General features: G+C 71.9%; 19 protein-coding genes and 1 pseudogene. 9 read left to right on the top strand and 11 right to left on the bottom strand.

Annotated elements, in window-relative coordinates; all coding sequences use genetic code 11:
- Positions 1–98: 98 nt before the first annotated feature.
- From ACGFW5_RS06095 to ACGFW5_RS06085, 3 genes are all read right to left on the bottom strand, one after another.
- Positions 99–2,096, bottom strand: a complete 1,998-nt coding sequence (locus ACGFW5_RS06095; protein ID WP_393832975.1) for a transglycosylase domain-containing protein — start codon at positions 2,094–2,096, stop codon at positions 99–101.
- Positions 2,097–2,290: 194 nt separating this feature from the next.
- Positions 2,291–2,728, bottom strand: coding sequence for a PaaI family thioesterase (locus ACGFW5_RS06090; RefSeq protein ID WP_393832974.1), 438 nt, complete (start codon positions 2,726–2,728; stop codon positions 2,291–2,293).
- Positions 2,729–2,821: 93 nt separating this feature from the next.
- Positions 2,822–3,700: an NAD(P)H-binding protein gene (locus tag ACGFW5_RS06085; protein ID WP_393832973.1), complete on the bottom strand. Its 879-nt coding sequence runs from the start codon at positions 3,698–3,700 to the stop codon at positions 2,822–2,824.
- A 538-nt stretch (positions 3,701–4,238) separates the two neighbouring features.
- Here ACGFW5_RS06085 and ACGFW5_RS06080 point away from each other — a divergent pair.
- On the top strand, positions 4,239–5,285 hold the full coding sequence (locus ACGFW5_RS06080) for an alpha/beta hydrolase (protein WP_393832972.1): 1,047 nt from the start codon (positions 4,239–4,241) through the stop codon (positions 5,283–5,285).
- A 321-nt stretch (positions 5,286–5,606) separates the two neighbouring features.
- Here ACGFW5_RS06080 and ACGFW5_RS06075 read toward each other — a convergent pair whose 3' ends face one another.
- A complete protein-coding gene (locus ACGFW5_RS06075) occupies positions 5,607–6,107 on the bottom strand; it encodes a hypothetical protein (RefSeq protein ID WP_393832971.1) in 501 nt (166 codons plus the stop codon).
- A gap of 282 nt (positions 6,108–6,389) precedes the next feature.
- Between ACGFW5_RS06075 and ACGFW5_RS06070 the strand changes: the two genes are divergently transcribed.
- From ACGFW5_RS06070 to narI, 4 genes are read left to right on the top strand one after another with little or no spacing between them, the layout of a single operon-like run.
- Positions 6,390–10,061 (top strand): nitrate reductase subunit alpha, encoded by a 3,672-nt coding sequence (locus ACGFW5_RS06070; RefSeq protein ID WP_393833087.1) that lies wholly within the window; start codon positions 6,390–6,392, stop codon positions 10,059–10,061.
- Positions 10,062–10,065: 4 nt separating this feature from the next.
- Positions 10,066–11,718 (top strand): nitrate reductase subunit beta, encoded by a 1,653-nt coding sequence (gene narH / locus ACGFW5_RS06065; RefSeq protein WP_393832970.1) that lies wholly within the window; start codon positions 10,066–10,068, stop codon positions 11,716–11,718.
- Positions 11,715–12,335, top strand: coding sequence for a nitrate reductase molybdenum cofactor assembly chaperone (gene narJ, locus ACGFW5_RS06060; RefSeq protein ID WP_393832969.1), 621 nt, complete (start codon positions 11,715–11,717; stop codon positions 12,333–12,335). The genes narH and narJ overlap by 4 nt, the downstream gene beginning before the upstream one ends.
- Complete coding sequence (narI, locus tag ACGFW5_RS06055; RefSeq protein WP_393832968.1) at positions 12,332–13,072, top strand: respiratory nitrate reductase subunit gamma; 741 nt, start codon at positions 12,332–12,334, stop codon at positions 13,070–13,072. The genes narJ and narI overlap by 4 nt, the downstream gene beginning before the upstream one ends.
- On the opposite strand, the gene ACGFW5_RS06050 is transcribed toward narI, so the two are convergent.
- Together ACGFW5_RS06050 and ACGFW5_RS06045 are read right to left on the bottom strand one after the other, a co-directional pair.
- Complete coding sequence (locus ACGFW5_RS06050) at positions 12,988–13,950, bottom strand: SDR family oxidoreductase (protein ID WP_393832967.1); 963 nt, start codon at positions 13,948–13,950, stop codon at positions 12,988–12,990. The genes narI and ACGFW5_RS06050 overlap by 85 nt on opposite strands.
- Before the next feature lie 25 nt (positions 13,951–13,975).
- Positions 13,976–14,590 carry a MarR family winged helix-turn-helix transcriptional regulator gene (locus tag ACGFW5_RS06045; protein ID WP_393832966.1) on the bottom strand — a complete coding sequence of 205 codons (615 nt, stop codon included), beginning with the start codon at positions 14,588–14,590 and terminating at the stop codon, positions 13,976–13,978.
- A 141-nt stretch (positions 14,591–14,731) separates the two neighbouring features.
- Here ACGFW5_RS06045 and ACGFW5_RS06040 point away from each other — a divergent pair, with 141 nt between their 5' ends.
- The gene (locus ACGFW5_RS06040; protein WP_393832965.1) at positions 14,732–14,977 is read left to right on the top strand and encodes a hypothetical protein; all 246 of its coding nucleotides are present in this window, start codon (positions 14,732–14,734) and stop codon (positions 14,975–14,977) included.
- Between the two features lie 236 nt (positions 14,978–15,213).
- Positions 15,214–17,121: a chloride channel protein gene (locus tag ACGFW5_RS06035; RefSeq protein WP_393832964.1), complete on the top strand. Its 1,908-nt coding sequence runs from the start codon at positions 15,214–15,216 to the stop codon at positions 17,119–17,121.
- A gap of 115 nt (positions 17,122–17,236) precedes the next feature.
- On the opposite strand, the gene ACGFW5_RS06030 is transcribed toward ACGFW5_RS06035, so the two are convergent.
- The gene (locus tag ACGFW5_RS06030) at positions 17,237–17,647 is read right to left on the bottom strand and encodes a thiol-disulfide oxidoreductase DCC family protein (RefSeq protein WP_393832963.1); all 411 of its coding nucleotides are present in this window, start codon (positions 17,645–17,647) and stop codon (positions 17,237–17,239) included.
- A gap of 110 nt (positions 17,648–17,757) precedes the next feature.
- On the opposite strand from ACGFW5_RS06030, the gene tsaD reads away from it, so the two are divergent.
- On the top strand, positions 17,758–18,852 hold the full coding sequence (gene tsaD / locus ACGFW5_RS06025; protein WP_393832962.1) for a tRNA (adenosine(37)-N6)-threonylcarbamoyltransferase complex transferase subunit TsaD: 1,095 nt from the start codon (positions 17,758–17,760) through the stop codon (positions 18,850–18,852).
- 55 nt (positions 18,853–18,907) lie between these two features.
- Here the strand turns inward: tsaD and ACGFW5_RS06020 are convergent, their stop codons facing one another.
- Both ACGFW5_RS06020 and ACGFW5_RS06015 read right to left on the bottom strand, forming a co-directional pair.
- A complete protein-coding gene (locus ACGFW5_RS06020) occupies positions 18,908–20,104 on the bottom strand; it encodes an MBL fold metallo-hydrolase (RefSeq protein WP_393832961.1) in 1,197 nt (398 codons plus the stop codon).
- Between the two features lie 96 nt (positions 20,105–20,200).
- Positions 20,201–20,650 carry a TIGR03618 family F420-dependent PPOX class oxidoreductase gene (locus tag ACGFW5_RS06015; protein WP_393832960.1) on the bottom strand — a complete coding sequence of 150 codons (450 nt, stop codon included), beginning with the start codon at positions 20,648–20,650 and terminating at the stop codon, positions 20,201–20,203.
- Positions 20,651–21,339: 689 nt separating this feature from the next.
- On the opposite strand from ACGFW5_RS06015, the pseudogene ACGFW5_RS06010 reads away from it, so the two are divergent.
- A pseudogene (locus ACGFW5_RS06010) lies at positions 21,340–21,636 on the top strand (GNAT family N-acetyltransferase); the annotation flags it as partial.
- 104 nt (positions 21,637–21,740) lie between these two features.
- Here ACGFW5_RS06010 and ACGFW5_RS06005 read toward each other — a convergent pair.
- Both ACGFW5_RS06005 and ACGFW5_RS06000 read right to left on the bottom strand, forming a co-directional pair.
- Positions 21,741–22,253: a hypothetical protein gene (locus ACGFW5_RS06005; protein WP_393832959.1), complete on the bottom strand. Its 513-nt coding sequence runs from the start codon at positions 22,251–22,253 to the stop codon at positions 21,741–21,743.
- 243 nt (positions 22,254–22,496) lie between these two features.
- Positions 22,497–22,751 (bottom strand): hypothetical protein, encoded by a 255-nt coding sequence (locus ACGFW5_RS06000; RefSeq protein ID WP_393832958.1) that lies wholly within the window; start codon positions 22,749–22,751, stop codon positions 22,497–22,499.
- Positions 22,752–22,754 lie beyond the last annotated feature (3 nt).

The following is a 22,754-nucleotide window of genomic DNA, read 5'->3' as shown; positions in this document are numbered from 1 at the left end:
CACCGATGTGCGCGGCCCCACGCCCCGCCCCGCCCGCGCCCGCCCGGGGCCCGCGCGCCCGATGCCCGCCCGTATCCGCCCGCGCCGGGCCCGTGCCGTCAGCCGTCCGAGCCCGGCAGGGTCGTCGTGGTGAGCGGGCCGGCCGGGGTCCCGGCGAGCGCGCCCTCGATGGCGTCGCGCCAGACGGGCCCCGCCAGGGTGCCGCCGAACGCCTGCCCGACGGTGGTGCCTCCGATGCTCTGGCCGTCGAGGTCGTGCGGGCTCCTGGTGTCGCTGACGACGGCCGCGCCGGACAGCTCCGGGGTGTAGCCGGCGAACCAGACCTGCTTGCTCTCGTCGGTCGTGCCGGTCTTGCCCGCGCTGTCGCGGTCGGTGAGCCCGGCGGGCTTGCCGGTGCCGTCCTGGACGACGCCCAGGAGCATGGTGGTGACGGTGTCGGCGGTCTGCGCCGACATCACCTGGTGGCAGTCGGCCCCGGGCACCGGGACGCTCCCGCCGTCCGGCTTGGTCACCGAGGTCACGGCGATCGGGGTGCAGTAGGTGCCGTGGTTGGCGAAGGTGGCGTACACATTGGCCATCTCAAGCGGCGTCAGGTCGTTGCTGCCCAGCGTGAGCGAGGGGACCACCTGCAACTTGGTGCCGCCCGCCTGGGCCTTGATGCCGAGCGCGTTGGTCATCTTCGCCACGTCGCACAGGCCCGTGTCGGCCTCCAGCTCGGCGAAGTAGGTGTTGACGGACTGGGCCATGGCGTCCGGCATGGCGAACGGACCGACCAGCGAGTGACTGTCGTTGTGGACCTCGCCGTTCTCCGGATAGGTGTTGCCTGAGCAGTCGGACATGGCGGGCCAGGGCATGGAGTACGGTGCCGGGTACTTCTGGTCCGGGCTCGTGCCCTTCTCCAGCGCCGCGGCCGCCACGATCGGCTTGAACGTGGAACCGGTCGGGAAGCCGAGGCCGCCGCCCATCTTCGTGCCGACGTTGAGGTTGATCTCCGTCTGATGCGCGCCGAGTCCGTAGTCGCGGCTCTGGCCCATCGCGACGATCTTGCCGGTGCCCGGCTGCACGAGGCTCATCACCGCGGCGGCGTCGTCCGTGCTGTACGCGTGCGAGGTGACCGACTCCTGGAGCGCCTTCTGCGCCTTGGGGGACAGCGTCGTGTGGATCTGGAGGCCTCCCCTGCTCCACAGCGCCCGGCGTTCGCTCGCGGTCCTGCCGAATGCCGCGTCGGTCAGGACGATCCGGTGGACGTAGTCGCAGAAGAAGCCCTCGCCCTGGTGGGCGGTGATGCAGCCCTGGCGGGGCGCACTGATCTTGAGCTTGATCGGTGTGCCGATCGCGTCCTGCGCCTGGGCCGCGGTGATCGAACCGTACTCGGCCATCTTGCCGAGTACGGTGTCGCGGCGCTGCTTGGCGAGGGTCGCGTAGGTGACCGGGTCGTACATGGACGGCGACTGGACGAGGCCGGCCAGCAGGGCCGCCTGCGGCAGGGTCAGGTCCTTGGCGTGCACGCTGAAGTACCGCTCGGCGGCCGCCTCGATGCCGTACGCCTGCTCACCGAAGAAGGTGATGTTGAGGTAGTTGGTGAGGATCTGGTCCTTGGGCAGGGTCTGTTCGAGCTCGATCGCGTACCGTAGTTCCTGGATCTTGCGGCCCAGGGTCTGGCGCTGGGCTTCGAGGACCGCTTTCTGGTCGCTGCCCGCCTGCTCCACGAACACGTTCTTGACGTACTGCTGGGTGAGGGTGGAGGCGCCCTGGGCCACGCTCCCGCTCGCCGCGTTCTTGTTCAGCGCGCGCAGCACGCCCTGCAGGTCCACCGCTCCGTGCTGGTAGAAGCGGTTGTCCTCGATGTCGACCAGCGCCTGGCGCATGACGGGCGCGATCTGGTCGCCCGGTATGACGGTGCGGTCGCGGTCGTACACGGTGGCGATGAGTCCACCGTCGGCGTCGTAGATCTGGGAGGCCTGCGAGAGCGGCGGTGTCTTGAACTCGTCGGGCAGGCTGTTGAAGTTCTCCGCGGCGGATTTGGCGCCCACCCCCAGCGCGCCCGCCACCGGCAGCGCGATGCCGGCGGCCATCACGCCCGCCAGGACACTCACTCCGAGGAATCGAAGGGTACGGGTGACTGGAGATCCGTCCGAGCGGGAACGCGTGAAGGGCATACGGCGAAACATACGCAGTACACCTATGAATCACACCAAGTAATTTCCCATGACCGGCGATTCAGGGTGCCGAGGGCCGGAACAGGCGGTTCGGGCGCGGTTCTGCCGGTTTCCCCGCCCGAACCATCCGGTCATTTCGGACTGGCGTCGACGGCGCCGCCCCCGGTCGTGGCGGGTGGCCGGATGTAGGTGAGGGTGTGGTGGGAGACCAGCTTTCCCTCGGTGTCGGTGGTCTCGGCGGTGCCGTAGACGATCAGACGGCCCGAGCGGACGATCCTCGACTCACAGACCAGATCGGTGCGTGCCGGGCCGAGGAAGGTGGTCGTCATCTGCTGGGTGACGGAGGGGTCGTCCTCGCCGGCCAGCGACATGATCGCGATCCAGCAGGTCACGTCGGCGAGGGTCATGGCGCAGCCGCCCTGGAGGACGCCGCCCGGGCGGAAGAGTTCGGGGCGCCGCGGCAGCGAGACCCTGGCCCATCCCTCTGTGACGCCGTCCACCCGAAACCCCCACCACGGGCCGAAGGGACTGTTGTCGAGGACCGCCTGGGCTGCTGCGACATCCATCATCGGGGGAACATAACACCGGCGGGAAGGAGACCGGACACCCGTGGCGGGCACGGGTTGGAGCTCCCGGCGCGCACAACTGCCCGCGGGACCACGTCATTTGTCGCCGATCTCGTGCCTCAAGTGGTCGTAGGTCCACGCGGCGAGGGTGGTCGGGGTGGTGCTCACCTGCGTGCGCCGCTGTTCGGGTACGAAGTTCTCGCGCAGGCCCGTCGACATGCCGAGCACGGCCTCGACCAGCCCGTCGGTCATCCCGGCCCGGCTGAGCTGGGTGCGCATCGCGTCGTCCGTGATCCTCTCCACTGCGATCCGGCGCCCGGTGGCGGCGGTGAGGATGCCGGCGACCTGCCGCCAGGTGAGGTCGGCAGGGCCGTGCACCGCTTGTACGCAGCGGCCGGACCAGGCCGGTGACAGCAGTCGCCCGACGGCGACCTCCGCGATGTCGCGGGGCGCGACCCAGGCCATGGGCTGGTCGAGCGGAAGGATGACCTGGAGGGAGCCGGCCCGTAGCGCGTCGCGTTGCAGTTCGAGGTTGCTGAAGAAATAGCCGCAGCGCAGGTGGGTGACGTCGACACCGAGGGCGTCGAGAGCGGTTTCCGTATGGGCCAGGCCGTCGATCTCCCCCGCGCCGTGGCGTTTCTCGGCGCCGACGCTGCTCTGGAAGACGACGCGGCGGATCCCGTTCTCGGTGACGGCACGGACCACGGCGTCGGTGGCGCGGGCGTAGTCGGCGAGGGGGTCCTCGCTGCCGGTGGTGGGGTCCACCCAGAACAGTGCGTCCACGTCACGGGTGGCGGCGACCACGGCGTCACCGTCGTACTGGTCCACGCGCACGGCGTCCACGTCGTCCTTGACGCCGGGGTCCAGGCGCGCGGGCTCGCGCAGCAGGACGCGCGGCCGGACACCGGCGCGGAGCAGCGCGGCGACGACGTGCCGGCCCACGTTGCCGGTCGGGGTGGTGACGGCGATCTGCATGGTTTCCTCCAGTTGCGACGGCGCGGGCACGTCCCGGGCGACCTGGCGGCCGGGGCTTCGGACCCGGCGGGACGGTGTGCCCGGCCCCGGGTGCGCGGTTCGGTGCGCCCGGCTCCAGGCGGGCGGTTCGGTGCGCCCGGCTCCGGGTGCGCGGTTCGGTGTGCCCGGATCCAGGTGCGCGGTTCGGTGCACCCGGCTCCAGGTGGTCGATTCGGTGCGCCCGGCTCCGGGTGCGCGGTTCGGCGTGCCCGGCTCCAGGCGGGCGGTTCGGTGCGCCCGGCTCCAGGCGGGCGGTTTCATGGGCCTTCGGCAGGATGGCCGACGCGGTGGTCGACACCCGCCGACAACACGCGTTCCCTGATGCGTCCATCGAATGCCGACGGCTCTCTGGGGCCACCCCGGCAGGCCGCGCCGGGCTGAGTGATTAACTACGCCGCATGGATCACGCACCGGCGCACCCCGCCCGTACCGCCGCAGCGACGCGCTCTCGCGGACGGGATGCCGGGCGGCGCCCGCTCACCGCACGCAGCGACGCCGCATGAGCGAGGACCGGGCGCGCCCGGCATCCGCGGCGGTCCCGGACGGCCGCGCGGCGCCTGCACTCGACCCCGAACTCCGGGCGGCCCTGGCGGAGTTGCGGAGCGAGGCCAGGGAAGCGTTCACCACCGACAACCTCGCGGCCCGGCAGGAGCGGGATGCCACCGCACGGCCGAGGCCTACCGCGCGGGACCTGCGGGCCGACGGGCGCTTCGAGGTGAGCGAGCTGCGCGTGCCCGCGGCGTCGGGCGGCCGCGAGACCACCCTCGTCTGCGCGCGGCCCGCCGCGGCCGACGGGCCGCTGCCCTTGCTGTACTACCTGCACGGCGGCGGGATGATCATGGGAAACGCCTGGTCCGTCCTGCCGAAGGTACTGCGCGAGTGGGCCCTTCCGCTGGGGCTCGCCGTCATCTCCGTCGAGTACCCGCTCGCTCCCGGCGCCCGGTACCCGATACCGGTCGAGGACTGCTATGCCGGGCTCCTCTGGACGGCCGCGCACGCCCGCACGCTGGGGATCGACGCGGACCGGATCGTGGTCGGCGGGAAAAGCGCGGGTGGCGGCCTGGCCGCGGCGCTCGCCCTGATGGCCCGCGACCGGGGCGGACCCGCGCCGATCGGTCAACTGCTCCTGTGCCCGATGCTCGACGACCGCGGCGCCACCTGCTCCAGCCACCAGATGGCCGGTCACGACATCTGGGACCGCACCTCCAACGCGACCGCCTGGCAAGCCCTGTTGGGCGATCTGTACGGGACCTCGGACGTGCCGGCCTACGCCGCTCCCGCCCGGGCCACGGACCTGACGGGCCTGCCCCCGGCGTACATCGAGGTCGGATCGGCCGAGACCTTCAGGGACGAGGGGGTCGCCTACGCAGACGCGATCTGGCGGGCCGGCGGCCTTGCGGAGCTGCACGTGTGGCCGGGCGCCTTCCACGGCTTCGACAGCTTCGCCCCGCGGGCCGCGCTCAGCCAGGACGCCCGCGCCGCACGCACGCGCTGGCTGCGGCGCATCCTGACCTCAGCCGGCACGGACGGCGAAACCGCCGTGTGAACCCCCTTCGAAACAACGCGAGTTGATGCTTCCGGCAGCTGCGAGGGAGCGGGCGCCACGTCGGCTGCGAGCCGCGGGCTGGGGGCTGGGGCTGCGAGCCGCGGACTGCGAGCCGCGGGCTACGGACCGCGGACCGCGGACCGCGAGCCGCGGGCTACAACCGCGAGCCACGGGCCGCGGACTGCGAGCCGCGGGCTACGGACTGCGGACCGCGAGCCGCGAGCCGCGGACTGTGAGGCGCGGACTGCGCACCGCGGACTGCACGCCGCCGACTGCGAGCAGACGGCCCCCCGCCCACACACCCCGCCGCCACCGCGGCCGTCATCCCTCCAGCGCCGTGCCGCAGTTCCAGCAGAACCGCGCAGCGCGCTCGGTGGCGAGTCGGCCGCATTCGGGGCACACCCGTGCGAGCAGGCACGCTTCCTCGCCGCCCTCGCCGCGCTCGCCGCCCTCGTCGCTCGGCGGGCCGCCGATGGCGAGGCCAGGCCTGCGCCGGTGCACGGAGAGGTAGCCCATGCCGTCCGGCCCCGCCGTCAGGGCGCGGCGTGAACCCTTGGGCAGCCAGAGCGCGGTGACCGGACGCAGGTCCTCGGTGCCCGTCGCGGTGCGCAGCCGTCCGCCGCCTTCGAGGACGACCAGCAGGACGTCGAGCGCGGGATCCGTGTGCTCGTCGATGGCGCGGTCCGGCGGCAGCCGCAGCAGGTTCGCGTCGAGCCCCCGCCCGCTCTCACTCAGCCGCCACAGCGCACCGGCCGCGTGCGGCGCGGCCACCGCGAGCTCTCGGCCGAGATCGGCCACCACACGGGCGTTCTGCTCTTCCATCACTCCGTCACCCTCCCATTGACCAGCACGGTTTCCCTCCGGCCGCCTCGTCGGCCGGCCACACACATGCGTAGTGCAAGTATTGCAAAGAGCAAGACAAAAAGCGTATAGCTCCCATCAACTCTCCGGAGTCGCGCCTTCACACAGAGCGCCACGGATGCAGTCTGAAGTGAAGCGGAACACCGGCCACCGTAAGCCAGAGCGGAGGGCCGGTGTGTTCCGGGAGCCCTGAAAGGAGCGACGGTGGCAGTACGGCGCGGTGCCCGCAAGGAGGCGGAAAAGGTGGCGGCGAACGCCACGGAACAGCTTCTGCGAGCCGGGCGGATACTGCGGCGGACCACGACGACCCCGGACCTGCGGGCGGTGTACCGGACGGACCAGAAGGTCAACGACGAGCCGTACCGCGAGCGTTGGGCGCACGACAAGGTGGTGCGTTCCACGCACGGGGTGAACTGCACGGGGTCGTGCTCGTGGAAGGTGTACGTCAAGGACGGGCTCATCACCTGGGAGACCCAGGAGACGGACTATCCCTCCGTGGGCCCCGACCGCCCCGAGTACGAGCCGCGCGGCTGCCCCCGGGGCGCCTCCTTCTCCTGGTACACCTACTCCCCCACACGTGTGCGGTTCCCGTTGGCGCGCGGGGTCCTGGTGGAGATGTACCGCGAGGCCAAGGGGCGTCTGAAGGACCCGGTGGCGGCCTGGGCCGAGGTCACCCAGGACCCCGAGCGGCGCCGGCGCTACCAGGCGGCCCGAGGCAAGGGCGGCCTGGTGCGCATCGGCTGGGAGGAGGCCCTGGAGATCGCGGCGGCCGCCCAGGTGCACACCATCAAGACGTACGGTCCCGACCGGGTCGCCGGGTTCTCGCCGATCCCCGCCATGTCGATGGCCTCGCACGCGGTGGGCGCCCGCTACCACTCCCTCATCGGCGCCCCCATGCTGTCGTTCTACGACTGGTACGCGGACCTTCCGATCGCCTCCCCCCAGGTCTTCGGGGACCAGACGGACGTGCCGGAGTCCGGTGACTGGTGGGACGCGGCATATCTGATGCTGTGGGGCTCCAACGTGCCGGTGACACGGACGCCGGACGCCCACTGGATGGCCGAGGCGCGCTACCGGGGGCAGAAGGTGGTGGTGGTCTCCCCCGACTACGCGGACGCGACGAAGTTCGCCGACGAGTGGCTGCACCCCCACCCCGGCACGGACGGGGCTCTGGCGATGGCCATGGGGCACGTCATCCTGAGCGAGTTCTTCGTCAAGCGCCAGGTGCCGTACTTCGTCGACTACGTACGGAAGTTCACCGACCTGCCGTTCCTGGTCGAGGTGACGACCCGCGAGGACGGCAGCTGCGTCGCCGGGAAGTTCGTGACCGCCGCCGACCTCGGGCTCGGGGACGAGTCGGACGCCGAGGCGGACCGCTTCCGGCCGGTCCTGGTCGACGAGGTGTCGGGCCGGCCGGTCGTGCCGGGCGGCACCCTCGGCGACCGCTGGTCCAAGCAGGGCGAGGGCCGCTGGAACCTTGAGCTGGGCGACATCGTGCCCGAGCTGACCTTCCACCGGTCCACGGGCGCCCTGAGCGCCGAGATCCTGCTGCCCCGCTTCGACCGGGCCGGCACGCTGCGCCGCTCGGTGCCGGTGCGGGAGTTCGGCGGGCGCCGGGTGACCACGGTCTTCGATCTGCTGCTCGCCCAGTACGGCGTGTGGCGTGAGGGCCTGACCGGGCAGTGGCCGGTCGACTACGAGGACGCCTCGCAGCCGTGCACACCGGCGTGGCAGGAGACCATCACCTCGGTGCCCGCGGGCGCGGTGGTGCGGGCGGCACGGGAGTTCGCGCACACCGCGGAGAAGACCCGCGGTCGCTGCATGATCGTGATGGGAGCCGGCACCAACCACTGGTTCCACTCCGACACCATCTACCGCTCCTTCCTGTCGCTGCTGCTCCTGACGGGCTGTCAGGGCGTCAACGGCGGCGGCTGGGCCCACTACGTGGGGCAGGAGAAGGTCCGCCCCTACACGGGCTGGCAGCAGATGCAGTCCGCCGCGGACTGGGTGCGTCCCTCCCGGCAGATGGCGGGCACGCCGTTCTGGTACCTGCACACCGACCAGTGGCGCTACGAGAGGTACGGGGCGGACGCCCTCGCCTCGCCGGTCGGGCAGGGACTGTTCGCCGGACGGCACACCGCCGATCTGGTGGCGCAGTCGGCGCGCATCGGCTGGATGCCCTCCTATCCCACGTTCAGCGCCAACCCCCTGGACCTCGGGGCCCGGGTCCGTGCCAGCGGTCACGAGCCGGGCGAATGGGCGGCGGCCGAACTCGCCGCCGGGCGGCTCGACTTCGCGTCGTCGGATCCCGACGCACCGGCCAACTGGCCCCGGGTGCTGACGGTGTGGCGCGCCAACCTCATCGGATCGTCCGCCAAGGGCAACGAGTTCTTCCTGCGCCATCTGCTGGGCACCAGTGACAACGCGTCCGCCGACGAGGCGGCCCCCGACGAGCGGCCGAGCGAGGTCGTCTGGCACGAGGAGGCTCCGCGCGGCAAACTCGACCTGCTGCTCGCCCTCGACTTCCGTATGACGTCCACGACACTGATGGCCGACCTGGTGCTGCCGGCCGCCACCTGGTACGAGAAGCACGACCTGTCCAGCACGGACATGCACCCCTATGTGCACGCGTTCTCGCCGGCCATCGACCCTCCGTGGCAGGCCCGTACCGACTTCGAGATCTTCCACGGGCTCGCGGCCAGGCTCAGCGAACTCGCCGAGGGCCATCTGGACACCGCGTACGACCTGGTGGCCACCGCCCTCCAGCACGACACCCCGGGCGAGATGGCCCAGCCCGGCGGCACCACTCCCGAGTGGCGGGGCGGCCCGGCTCCGGTGCCCGGGTTCAACATGCCGGACCTGACCCTGGTGGAGCGCGACTACACCGCAGTCGCCGACCGGCTCGCCGCGCTCGGGCCCCTGGCCGAGCAGCACGGGATGACGGTGAAGGGTGTCACCGTCCACCCCGGGCCCGAGACCCGCTGGCTGGCCAGCCGGTGCGGCACGGCGGCCGCGGGCCCGGCGAGCGGACGCCCGCTCCTGGACACCGATGTGAAGCTGTGCGAGGCGATCCTCGCCCTCTCCGGCACCACCAACGGCCGCCTCGCTGCGGAGGGATTCGAGCAACTGGCCCTGCGCTGCGGCCCCGAGAGCGAACTCTCCTCGCTGTCGGAGACGGTCTCCGAACGACGCGTGGTGTTCTCCGACACCCAGCGCGGACCCGTCCAGGTCGGGGCCAGCTTCGAGTGGTCGGGCAAGGAGGCTCCCGACCGCCGCTACTCCCCCTTCACCATCAACACCGAGCACCGCAAGCCCTGGCACACCCTGACCGGGCGTCAGCACTTCTACCTCGACCACGACTGGATGGCCGAGCTCGGCGAACAACTGCCCCTGTACCGGCCACCGTTGGACCTGGCAGTGCTCGGCGAGTACGCCGGGACGCAGGAGCCGGGCGCCCGCTCGGTGGCGGTCCGCTATGTCACCCCGCACTCCAAGTGGTCCATCCACTCCGAGTACCAGGAGAACCTGCTGATGCAGACCCTGGCGCGCGGCGGGCCCGTGATCTGGATGAGCGTCCAGGACGCCGAGGCCATCGAGGTGGCGGACAACGACTGGATCGAGGCGGTCAACGCCAACGGCGTGGTCGTCGCCCGCGCCATCGTCTCGCACCGCATGCCGGCCGGCACCGTGTTCATGTACCACGTGCAGGAGCGGATGGTGAACGTCCCCAAGTCCGAGACCACAGGCCGGCGCGGCGGTGTCCACAACGCGCTCACCAAGGTCCTCATCAAGCCGACCCATCTGATCGGCGGCTACGGCCAGTTGTCGTTCGCGCCCAACTACTACGGGCCCACCGGCAACCAGCGCGACGCCGTGACCGTGATCCGCCGCCGTTCGCAGAACGTGGAGTACTGAGACCATGCCCCGTCGCACAGCGACCATCGGACGTGTCATGGCGCAGGTCGCCATGGTGATGAACCTCGACAAGTGCATCGGCTGCCACACCTGTTCGGTCACCTGCAAGCAGACGTGGACCAACCGCGCGGGCACCGAATACGCCTGGTTCAACAACGTCGAGACCCGGCCCGGCCAGGGCTACCCCCGCGGCCACGAGGACCAGGAGAAGTGGAAGGGCGGCTGGCATCTCAAGAGCGGCCGCCTCGTGCCGCGCAGCGGTGGCCGCGCGCGCCGCCTCGCCACCCTGTTCGCCAACCCCGAACTCCCCTCGCTCGCCGACTACTACGAGCCGTGGACGTACGACTACGAGACGCTGACCAGCGCCCCGCTCGGCGACGACGTGCCCACCGCCCGGCCCCGCTCGCTGATCGACGGGCGGCCGACCGAGGTGACATGGGGGCCGAACTGGGACGACGACCTGGGCGGCGGCCCCGCCCACCTGGCCGGCGACCCCGTGCTGCGGCAGATGAACGAGTCGGTGCGCCTGGAGTACGAGCAGGCGTTCATGTTCTACCTGCCGCGCATCTGCGAGCACTGCCTCAACCCGTCGTGTGTCGCGGTCTGCCCGTCGGGCGCCCTGTACAAGCGCATCGAGGACGGCATCGTCCTGGTCGACCAGGACCGCTGCCGCGGCTGGCGGATGTGCGTGTCGGGCTGCCCGTACAAGAAGATCTACTTCAACCACCAGAGCGGCAAGGCCGAGAAGTGCACGTTCTGCTACCCGCGCATCGAGGCCGGTGAACCGACCGTCTGCTCGGAGACCTGCGTGGGCAGGCTGCGCTACCTCGGCGTGATGCTGTACGACGCGGACAAGGTCGGCGCGGCGGCCTCCGTCACCGACGAGAAGGACCTCTACGAGGCACAGCTCGGCTGCTTCCTCGACCCGGACGATCCCGAAGTGGCCCGCGCCGCCGAGGAGTCGGGCATTCCGCACGACTGGGTGACCGCCGCGCGCCGCTCGCCCGTGCGGGCCCTGATCACCGACTATCGGGTGGCGCTGCCGCTGCATCCGGAGTACCGCACCATGCCCATGGTCTGGTACGTGCCGCCGCTGTCCCCGGTGGTGGACTCGCTGACCCGCAGCGGTCACGACGGTGAGGACCCCGCCCGGCTCTTCGGTGCCATCGACTCGCTGCGCATCCCCCTGGAGTACCTGGCCGGTCTCTTCACGGCCGGGGACACCGGCCCGGTGGAGGCGGCGCTGTGCCGTCTCGCCGCGATGCGCGCCCACATGCGCCGCGTCAACCTCGGCGAGGAGCGCGACCCGGCCATCGCGCGCGCCGTCGGCCTCGACGAGCGGCGCATCGAGGAGATGTACCGGCTGCTCGCCGTCGCGAAGTACGAGGACCGTTATGTGATCCCCACCAGTTACACCGGATCGGTGCCCAGTGACCCCGGCGACGGGTGCAGCCTGGACGGCGACGGCGGTCCTGGCATGTACGAGGCGGGGCTGCCCGGCATGGAGGCCTTCCACGCCCCGCCGGTGCCCGCGGCGGCCGGCGCGGGCGCGCCGGCAGACACCGGGCTGCGCGGCCGGGTCAACCTCCTCAACTGGGACGGCCGGGGCGCTCCGGGCGGCCTCTTCCCCAAGCGCCGGAAGGACGACGGCCGGTGATCCGCCCCGCCCTGCACCAAGCGGCCTCGCTGCTGCTCGGCTACCCCGACGCCCAGTGGCCCGGCCGACTCCGGATCGTCCGCCATGCGCTCGGTCAACTCCCGACTGCCGACGCCGAGTTGATGCTGCGGTTCTGCGACAGCGTCGCGCAGGTGGCACCGATGGAGCTCGGCGCCCGCTATGTCGCCACCTTCGACCGCAGCAGGCGCCGCGCCCTGCACCTGACGTACTACACCGACGGTGACACCCGGCGCCGCGGCGCCTCCCTCGCCCGGCTCAAGGCGCTGTTCCGCGAGCACGGCTGGGAGCAGAGCGACGGGGAGCTGCCCGACTTCCTGCCCGGCGTCCTGGAGTTCGCGGCCCGCTGCCCCGAGCCGGGTCTCGCCGTGCTCGTCGAGCACCGGGCCGCCCTTGAACTCCTCGGCCACGCCCTGGAGAAGTTCGCCAGCCCCCATGCCGACGTGGTGCGGGCCGTGTGCCGCACCCTGCCCGGCCCCGCGCCCGCCGACCACGCGGCGGCCCTGCGCCTTGCGCGCAACGGGCCGCCCACCGAGACCGTCGGGCTCGCCCCCTTCTCCCCCCACGGTTCCCGGCCCACCGAAGGAGCCCGCCGGTGACACACCTGCACATCGCCCTGTGGGGCGTCCTGCCCTACCTCGCCCTCACCGTCCTCGTGGCCGGCACCGCCTGGCGCTACCGCTACGACCGCTTCGGCTTCACCACCCGCTCAAGCCAGCTCCACGAGTCACGGCTGCTGCGCGTGGGCGGCCCCCTGTTCCACTACGCGCTGCTGCTCGTCATCGGCGGGCACATCATGGGGCTGCTCGTGCCGGAGGCGCTCACCCAGCGGCTGCACGTCAGCGAGGAGATGTACCACGCGTCGGCGCTCGCCATGGGCGGCGCCGCGGGCATCGGCGCCGGCGCAGGCCTCGCGATCCTGCTCGTACGCCGGCTGCGCACCCCGGGCGTACGCCGTGCCACCAGCCGCAGCGACCGGTTCGTGTATCCGCTGCTGACCCTGGTGCTCCTGGCGGGTCTGACGGCCACCGCGACCAGCGCCACCAATCCGTACGACTACCGCCTCGGCGTCTCGGTGTGGTTCCGCAGCCTGTTTGCGCTCGACCCGGACGTGGACGCGATGGCCCACGCCCCGCTCGTGTACCGGCTGCACGCCCTGCTCGCCATGACGCTGTTCGCGGCGTGGCCCTTCAGCCGCCTCATCCATGCCTTCACCGCGCCGGTGGGCTATCTGGTCAGGCCCTACGTCGTCTACCGCTCGCGGGCACGCGCCACCCCGTACCGGCATCCCGCCTCCGGGGTCCGCCCGCGGCACGAGAAGCCCGTGCCGCGCTGACCGGCCGGGCCCGCCGCCGGGCCCGCTCCGGGCGGCTCAGCCGTCCTGGGCGGCGGCCTGCCGGAAGTGGTCGGCGAGGTGGCGGGGGCCAGGACGTCCTGGGTGAGCACGGTCAGCGGGAACTCCAGCAGGCCGTGCACCCTCAGCGGGGTCGCCCGCCGCAGGACCGCGAGGGCCGCCCGAAGCGTCCAGGCGGGCAGGCGCGTGATGCGTGCGGACCGGCCAAGCGCCCGGAAGGCCTCTCGCGCGATGGCTTCGTGGGTGAGCACGTCGGGGCCGCCGAGGTCGACTTCCTCGGCGGCCCCGGTGACGGCGTCGGCGGCCGCGGCCGCCACATCGGCCCCGTCGACCGGGTTGATACGGAAGGTGCCCTTGCCGAATACGACAGCGCGGCCCTTGCGGGCCATGGCCAGGAACTCATCCATGTCGGAGAAGAACCCGTTGGGGTACAGGACGGTGTACGCGAGCCCGGAACCCCGCAGCTCCTCCTCGAACTTCCGCTTGGCGCGCACCAGTTGGACGCGCTCCAGGCCGGGCGCGCGCACGACCGACACGTAGACGAACTTGGCGACTCCCGCGCGCCGCGCCTCCTGAAGCAGCGCGTGGTTCGCGCCGTAGTCCACGTCCCAGCAGGTCAGCCGGCTGCGCCTGCCGACGAGACCGATGGCGCTGACCACGACGTCGACGCCGTCGCAGCAGCCGGCCAGGGCCGCCGCGTCGGTGGCGTCGGCGACGTGCACGTCGTCGACCCATGAACGGACCGGCGCCAGCTTGTCCGGCGTGCGGACCAGGGCCCGCACGCGGTGACCGCGCGTCGCCAGCTCGCGCACGGCCCGGCTGCCCAAGTAGCCCGTCGCGCCGGCCACCAGCACCCTCATCGCCCACCCCTTGTCGTGATCGTCGTCACCGTCCGGGCGCGAGCGGGTCCTCGACGAGCCCGCCGATGCGCCGCACTTCGTCGAAGGGGTCCACGGCCAGCTCACCGGCGGCGCGCGTCAGAGCGCGCAGGGCGGGAACAAGCCCGGCCCGCTCCTCGGCGGGCACGCGCGCGACGAGCGCACTGACCTCGGCCTGGCGGTGCGCCATCACGCGACCCACCAGGGAACGGCCCGCGTCGGTCAGGTTGAGGACGACCTCGCGCCGGCTTGCGGGGTTGGTCCTGCGGTCCACCAGCCCCGCGGCCTCCAGACGGTCGACCATCCGCATGGCGGTCGAGGGGTTCACCCCCAGGGTCGTCGCCATGGCGGCCAGCTTGAGCGGTTCACAGCTTTCCAGAACCACGAGGGCGCGCAGCTGCGGGAGCGTCATGGAGTCGTCGATCGACGTGAGGGCCCGCGCGGAGATCGCGACCAGGAGCCGGGACGCCGCCATGACGGCCACGGCCACTTCCTCGGCCTCCTGATCGAGGACCCGCCGATCCTGAGCCGCCTGAGCCGCCCGGCCCTGGGGGAGCCCGCCGCGCGCCTGCCGTGCTGCCTCGTGCGCCTGCTGTGCGCCTTCGTCGTGCGCCGTGGACATCGATACACCCCGATGTGTCAAGGCTGCCTCAGGACGAACAGGGCGGCCCTTGTAATCATTGCAGTCTGCAATGTTAGCCTGTGTGCGGAAGACCGGACCTGCGCGGGCGCGACGGGCCCGGTCGGCAAGGAGTGATTGACGATGACGGTGGAGCCGATACGCGAAGCCTATTCGTTCGTGTGTCTGCACTGCGGGCACGGCTGGGAAGGCTCGTACGACATACAGCACTCGACGGATGCGAACGGCGTCCGACGCACGGACTACTACGTCCGCGGCGTCCAGGAGCCTTCGCCGCTGACCCAGAACACCTGCCGGATCTGCCACCGCACCACGATCCGCGTCCTGCGCCCCGGCCGCGTCGCCTCGGCCCGCCCGTTCTCCGACTGACCGGGCCACGCCCACAGGCACCGCGTCCGACGAAGCACGCCGCCCTTCCGGGCGCCCGCAAGGCACTGCCCACGCGGGTGCCGACCCGCCCCCCTTTCCGCATCGTCTTCCTCTTCCGCTCCTGACGGGCAGCGCCGCCCGTCCCCCACCGCTGCCCCGGGCCGCGCGGCCAGCCACCGCGCCGTGCCCGGACCGGCGAGCCCTGCCCGACCCCGCCCCGGATACGGAGCCCTGCCATGCCCTTCTCCCAAGCCGCCCATTCCCATCCGCCCGCACACCACGGCGTGAAGATCCCGCACCTCGGGGACTTCCACGTTCCGCCGCGCGTCGTGGCCATCACCGCGCTCGCCATCCCGATCGGCGGGGCCGCCGCGCTGGTCGCCGTCGGCCTGCTCAAACTGATCGCGCTCTTCACCAACCTGTGCTTCTACGGGCGGTTCGCCTTCTCGACGACGGCGCCGCACGACACCCCGCACCGCTGGCTCCTGGTGGTCATGCCCATCGTCGGCGGCCTGGTCATCGGGTTCATGGCGCGTTACGGATCGGAGAAGATCCGGGGCCACGGCATGCCCGAGGCCATCGAGTCGATCCTGATCGGCGGCAGCCGCGTCCAGCCCCGGGTGGCCGCGCTCAAGCCCCTGTCGGCGGCGATATCCATCGGCACCGGCGGCCCGTTCGGCGCCGAGGGCCCCATCATCATGACCGGCGGCGCGGTCGGCTCGATCATCTCCCAGCACCTGCGCGTGACCACCGACGAACGCAAGGCACTGCTCGTCGCGGGTTCGGCGGCGGGTATGGCCGCGACGTTCAACGCGCCGCTGGCCGCGATCCTGCTCGCCGTCGAGCTGCTGCTCTTCGAGTGGCGCCCCCGCTCGTACCTGCCCGTCGCCGTCGCGGCCGCGACAGCGACGCTCGTGCGCGGCCCCCTGCTCGGCACCGCGCCCCTGTTCGGCGGCGCCCACGTCCCCGCACACCTCTCCACGTCCGCGTACGGGCTGTGCGTCGTCGCGGGACTTGCCGCCGGACTGCTCGCCCTCGGCGCGACCTGGCTGGTCTACTTCTCCGAGGACCTGTTCGCCAAGCTGCCCTTCCACTGGATGTGGTGGCCCGCCATCGGCGGCGCGATCATCGGCGTCGGCGGCCTCTTCGAGCCCCGCGCCCTCGGTGTCGGCTACGACGTCATCGACCAGCTGCTGACCGGGCGCGCCACGACGGGCCTGATCATCGGCATTCTCGTCGTCAAGACGCTCATCTGGGGCCTGTCGCTCGGCTCGGGCACATCGGGCGGCGTCCTCGCGCCCATGTTCATGATCGGCGGCTCGCTCGGGGCCGCCGAAGGGCTCATCTTCCCGGAGGTCAGCCCCGGTTTCTGGGCGCTGGTCTCGCTCGCGGGCGTCCTGGGCGGCGTCATGCGCTCGCCCCTCACCGGCATCGTGTTCTGTCTCGAACTGACCCATGAGATGAACGCCCTCATCCCGATGGTCATCACCGCGTCGGCCGCCTACCTCCTGTCGGTCATCGTCCTCAAGCGCTCCGTGCTCACCGAGAAGCTGGCCCGGCGGGGCATGCACCTGACCCGCGAGTACTCCGTCGACCCGCTGGAGGTCCACCTCGTACGGCAGTTGGAGACTCCGCTGCGCCTCACCCTGCAAGCGGAGCAGACGGTGGGCGAGGCAGCCCGGACGCTGCACAGCGCGTACGAGGCCGGAGACCCCGACAAGCTGCTGGCGCAGCGCCTCTACCCCGTCCTCGACGGCGACACCCTCGCCGGGGTCGTCACCCGCCATCAGCTGGTCCACGGCCGCGACGACGACAGCACACCCCTGACCGACGTCGTACGCCCCGCCGTGACCGCGTACGAGGACGAGACCCTGCGCACCCTGGCCAACCGGATGGCCGAGCACGACATCACCCGGATCCTCATCGTCAGCCGCGACCAACAGCCGCGCCTTGAGGGCCTGGTGAGTCTGCGTCAGCTCCTGCACGCGCGCCGTGTCGACCTGCACGAGGAGCAGCACAGGCAGCGCCATCTGAGCCTGCGGCCCCGCCGTGGCCGCTCCCTCGTGGTGGCGTCGGGCGCCGGAGTCCAGCCGTCGGCCGACGACGACGAGCCGACACCGCTCTCCGCCCAGCACATCGGCTGATCACGAGCAGAGCGCCCGCCGCCGCACCGGGCCGCGGGCCGCCGCTTCTCGCGGGCCGGGCGGCGCCGGGTTTTCCGGCTCCGCCGGGGCTCGGCTCGCGGTCGAGGGCCGGGGCTCAGTCGGCGGTGGCCGGGGACTCGGCACTCGGCCGCAGGTGCGCGGGAAGGGCGCACGCCGGTGTGCCTCCCGGCATGCGGTCACGATGGTCGGCGACGAGCCGATAGACGCCGCGGGCGACCCAGCGCACGGGAGGCACGGTGAGCAAAGCCCCCAGCACCGCCCACCCCTTGCCCGCGCTCAGCAGCAGCTTGGCGACGCCCTGCGCGCCGCCGTGCACCCTGCCGGCCGGGGTGACCCACAACACCTCGTATTCCGCGCGCTGTTGGGTGACGCCGAGGGCAGCCAGATCGGCGAACTGCCAGGGGGTGCTCTCGCAGCGGGGCCGCAGACGCCGCTCGGCGAAGTTCACACACGTGGTGCAGAACGCGCAATCGCCGTCATAGACCAGTACGGATTGGGTACGCATGCCCCCAGTGTCCCGCACCCGGCTCCGGCGGGGTCCCGCACTCCCGGCCTCCCCGTATTCTTGTTGCACATTGTTCGCAACAGCAGACCATATGCAAAAGAGGTGTTGGGGTGGGCTCTCCAGTGGTGCTCGGGATCGAGTCGTCCTGCGACGAGACCGGTGCCGGTCTCGTGCGCGAGGGGCGGCTGCTCGGCCACGCGGTGGCGTCGAGCATGGACGAGCACGCCCGGTACGGCGGAGTCGTCCCGGAGATCGCCGCCCGGGCCCATGTCCATGCCTTCACTCCCGCTGTCCAACGCGCGCTGGAGGAGGCGGACTTGGCGATGTCCGACATCGACGCGATCGCCGTGACGACCGGCCCGGGCCTGTCCGGCGCGCTCCACGTGGGACTGGCCGGCGCGAAGGGACTGGCGTATGCCCTGGGCGTACCGCTGTACGGGGTCCACCATCTGGCCGGGCACGTGGCCGCCGACACCCTGGAGCACGGCCCGCTGCCCGACCCGTGCATGGTGCTGATCGTGTCCGGCGGCCACACATCGCTCCTGCTGGTACGGGACCTGGCGCGCGACCCGATCATCCACCTCGGCGACACCCTGGACGACGCGGCGGGCGAATGTTTCGACAAGGTGGCCCGCGTCTTCGGGCTGCCCTACCCCGGCGGCCCTGCCATCGACCGGGCGGCCCGGGGCGGCGACGCGGGCGCGGTCGCGTTTCCCCGGCCGCTGACCGGCCCGCGCGACGACCCGTACGCCTTCTCCTTCTCGGGCCTCAAGACGGCCGCCGCCCGCTGGGCCGAGCGGCACGCGGGTCTTTTGCTGCCCGTCGCCGACGGCTCGGCGTCCTTGCAGGAGGCCATCGCCGACGTCCTGACCCGCAAGGCGGTGGCCGCCTGCCGTGCGCACGGCGTCGACACCCTGGTCGTGGTGGGCGGGGTCGCCGCGAACTCACGCGTACGGTCCCTCGCCGAGCGGCGCTGTGCCGCGGCCGGGATCACCCTGCGCGTGCCGCCCCTGAAGCTGTGCACCGACAACGGCGCGATGATCGCCGCGGTGGGTGATCTGCTGGTCCGGGCGGGTGCGCAACCCGCCCCGCTCGACGTGTCCATCGACCCGTCCGCCCCGCTGGAGTACGCCGCACTGCACCCGCGCGGCCGGGCCGCCCGGGCACCTTCCACGTCGGTGCCGCACCTGGTGCCCGCCCCGTGAGAACGGGGCACGCCCCCTCACACCATGGGCAGCGGGCTCAGCCGCGCGGCACGGCTCAGCGCTCCCCCGCCAGGTCCAGCTCACCCAGCGGCATCGGCGTGACCTCCGGAGCCGCGGTGCTGCGCCACGGGTGGGCCAGCGGCGCGGACAGCGGCTGCCACCAGGGCGTGGTGGGCAGCTCACCGGCGGGCTCGAACGGCTCCCCCGGGCGGGGGAACGCGGCGGCCTGCTCGGCCTCCTGAGCGGCGTCCCGCGTCCACTCGCCGGGCTCGGCCCAGGCATGCGGGGCGAGGTTGAACGTGCCCCAGTGGATCGGCATCATCACGCCGTGCGGCGCGCCGCCCTGAAGGTCGAGGTGGGTGCGCATGCCCTCGGCAGGAGTCATATGGATGTCGGGCCAGAACTCGCTGTAGGCACCGATCTGGATCATGGTCGCGTCGAACGGGCCGTGCTCCGCGCCGATGTCCTTGAAGCCGCCGAAGTAACCCGTGTCGCCGCTGTGGTAGATCCGGTGCTCGGGCCCGGCCACCACCCAGGAGGCCCAGAGCGTGTGCTGCCGGTTGCGCAGGCCGCGGCCGCAGAAGTGCCGGGCCGGCGTCGCGGTGAGGGTGATTCCCTCGACCTTCACGGCCTCGTTCCAGTCGAGCTCGTGGATCCGGTCGGGGTCGACTCCCCAGTGCTCCAGGTGCGCGCCGACACCGAGCGGCACCGCGAACACCGTGCCCGTCCCGGCCAGGGCGCGAATCGTCGGCAGATCGAGGTGGTCGTAGTGGTCGTGGGAGATGACCACGACGTCGACCGGGCCGAGCGCGGCCAGTGGCAGCGGTACGGGGTGCAGCCGCTTGGGCCCGGCGAACGCGAACGGGGAACAGCGCTCGCCCCACACCGGGTCGAAGAGCACGCGGCGTCCGTCGATCTCGGCGAGGACGCTCGAATGCCCCATCCAGGTGAGGCGAAGCCCGGTGGCCGGTGGCTTGGCGATGTCCGCGAGCGTGGTCGGATGGACCGGAATGGTGCCGGTGGGCGCGCGGCGTACGCGCTGCTCCTTGGCGAAGAACTGTTTGGCGAACTCCACGCTTGAGCCCGAAGGGGCGACGCGCGCTCCTTCGGGGTTCTGGAACACGCCGTCCGCGAAGTTCGGCGAGCGGCGGATCCGGGCCCACCGCTCCCCTTTGGCGTCGGCCCCGAACGCGTCGGGCCGCAGCTCACGAAGTCTGGAGCGGAGCGGAAGCAGAGAACCAGCGCCGGTCACGGCACCTCCTGATGTTCGGGTTGTCTCCATTATGTGCGCCCCCCTCGCGCGCCTCCTCCCGTCGCTTTGGCGGCGGACCGTGGACGGCGCGATCGCTCAGGCCCCGCCGCGGCGCGGCAGGCCGTACGCCCGCTCCACGCGCAGCCGCAGCACGAGGCGCCGGTCGCGCACCATGGCCGTGCGGTAGTCGTCCCAGTCGGGGTGTTCGCCCCGGACGTCCCGGTAGAGGGCGACCAGCTCCTCGACCGTGTCGTCGTACGGATCCGCGGCGACCGGGGTGAGATCGGCCGTCCCCTCCACCACGGTGTACGCCCAGCGGTCGTCGCTGGTCACGTGGTAGCTCGCCCGGGCGTCGCGGCGCAGGTTCCTGGTCTTGGCCCGGTCGTCGGTGAGCGAGACCTTGATCACGCCGTCCTCGGGGTAGTAGGCGTGACTGACATTGGAGAGCTGGGGTCGCCCGTCCCCCTTCAAGGTGACCAGTACGCCGCCGTCGTACTCGGCGAGCAGGGTGAGCAGCGCTTCTTGGGGTGCCTCGAATGCCGTCATGGCTGGGGAACGCGGATCCGGGCGGCCGGATTCCCCCGGTCCCCCGCGAAGAAGTTCGCCCCGGGGGGCCGCATCGTCCCCCTCGGCCGCACGGCGCCTGCCCCAGTCCCACGCGAAGAAGTTCGCCCCGGGGGCCGCATCGCCCCCTTCGGCCGCACGGGTGCCTTGCCCGGTCCGCCGGTTTCCCCGGATCAGCCCCGCACCGGCTGCCATGATGCGGGGATGATCACTCCGATACCCCCTGTGGTGCCCGCCGGCCGGATGGCCCGCACGGCACAGCCCTCCTTCGTCCTGCCCGGCGGCCGTGAGCTGCGGCCCTGGCGGGAGTCGGACGCGGCCGCCCTGGTGGCCTCGTGCCTCGACCCGGACATCGTGCGGTGGAACCGCGTCGAGCCGCTGTCGCACGACGCCGCCCGCGCGAAATCGCCCGCTGGGGGCAGCGCTGGACGGAGGAGGCCGCGGCGATCTGGGCGATCTCCCTGCGTGACGACGACCGGGCCGTGGGTCTGCTGGCGCTCTCGGACCTAGGGGGTGTCTGGTGGATCAGGGTCGGTCAGGGTGCGGCGCCTGGTGCGGTGCATCGCAAGGCGCCGGAACGTCGTGATAGCGGAGCTATCGGGGCGTTTCGGCAACGCCGCGAGGTGCCGTGCCAGGCGCCGCACCCCCGGCCATGATCCACCAGACACCCCCTAGACCTGCGCGGTGGCAGCGCGGAACTCGGGTACTGGCTGCTGCCGACCGGGCGCGGCGCCGGCGCGGCGCTCGACGCGACGTTGCGGGCCGCCCGGTGGGCGCTGGAAGAGCTGGGGCTGCACCGGTTGAGGATCACCCACTCGGTGGGGAACCCGGCCTCGTGCCGGGTCGCGCAGCGGGCCGGGTTCGCCCTTGAGGGCACGATGCGCGGAGCGCTGCTGCACGCCGACGGCTGGCACGACGAGCACCTGCACGCCCGGGTGGCCGGCGACCGATGGCCGCACGGGAGTTGACCGGGCCAACGGGCCGACGCCGCAAGGGAGTTGTCGCGCCGAGGACGGCTCAAGCCGGCTCCGTCGCGAGATCTGCCCGAGCGGGACGGCCCGTGGCAGACTTCTTACAGACTCGCCGTTGCGCTGTACGCCTCGTTGGTGAACTGCCCGTTCCCCGTGCTGTCGAAGTATCCGAGAATCGCGCCCGATTTCCATTGGCCGGCCTCGTAGGGCGCCGTAACGGTCACATAGCACGATGTGCAGTTGTGCTTGGTCGCATTGTTCTGGCTGACGCTGGATCCGTAGAAGTACAGGGCCGTTCCGAACGTCAGAGTGGCCGCGTTGCTGTTGCAGTAGGCCCAGACCGTGGAGGTCACGCCGGCAGCGCCGTGGTAGGGCTTGCCGGGGCTGACGGTGCAGGTGAGTACGGCGACGGAGGGGGCTGACCTGGTGACGGTCACGGTGCTTCCGCCCACCGTCCTGGTCGCACTGTTCTCGCCGGCCGCCACGCTGATGGTGGTCGCGTGGGCCGAGTGGGAGGCGGTGGGCGGAGCGGCCTGAGCGCCGGGGGCACCGATCAGCGCGACAGCGGTCATCGAGGCCACGCCGAACAGGCAGCCCCATATCTTAGTGCGCATGCAACCTCGATCTGGAGAGGGGAGATTGAGCACGGTGGTCAACCGCCGCAGCCCAGCGCCTGATCAGCGGAGAACGGCCGCGCGAACCATGTGCCACTGAAGGCGCCTGCCACAGGGCGAGCGTCCCAAGGAAAAGAAGTTCGCGATCTTCACGGACCGACCGCGAGCAAGATTCTGCGCCATGGAGTCAGGGGCGTCCATGCCGCGACGAGATATTTCAGGCCATTCTGTTTCCGAAAATGCTCACGCCGGAGCCGTGGGCGCCGCGGTGACGACGGCAACGGCCCGCCGCCCCCGATCCGTGTGGGCCCGCTCGCCGACGGGGCGGACGGACTGCCCGGCGTACGGGACCCAGGCATGCGCACCCACCTCGTTCCGGCCGTACCAGTGGTGCGGCATGCCCTCGATGGACGGTGTCCCGAACGGCCCGCCGGGAGGCGGAAGTACAGCGGTGGGCCCGGCATCGGCGCCTGCGTCCGCCTCGTCGATTACGCCCACAGC

It is taken from the genome of Streptomyces sp. NPDC048416 (assembly GCF_043200435.1).
GTDB lineage: Bacteria > Actinomycetota > Actinomycetes > Streptomycetales > Streptomycetaceae > Streptomyces.
This window is presented reverse-complemented; position numbering and strand designations above follow the sequence as displayed.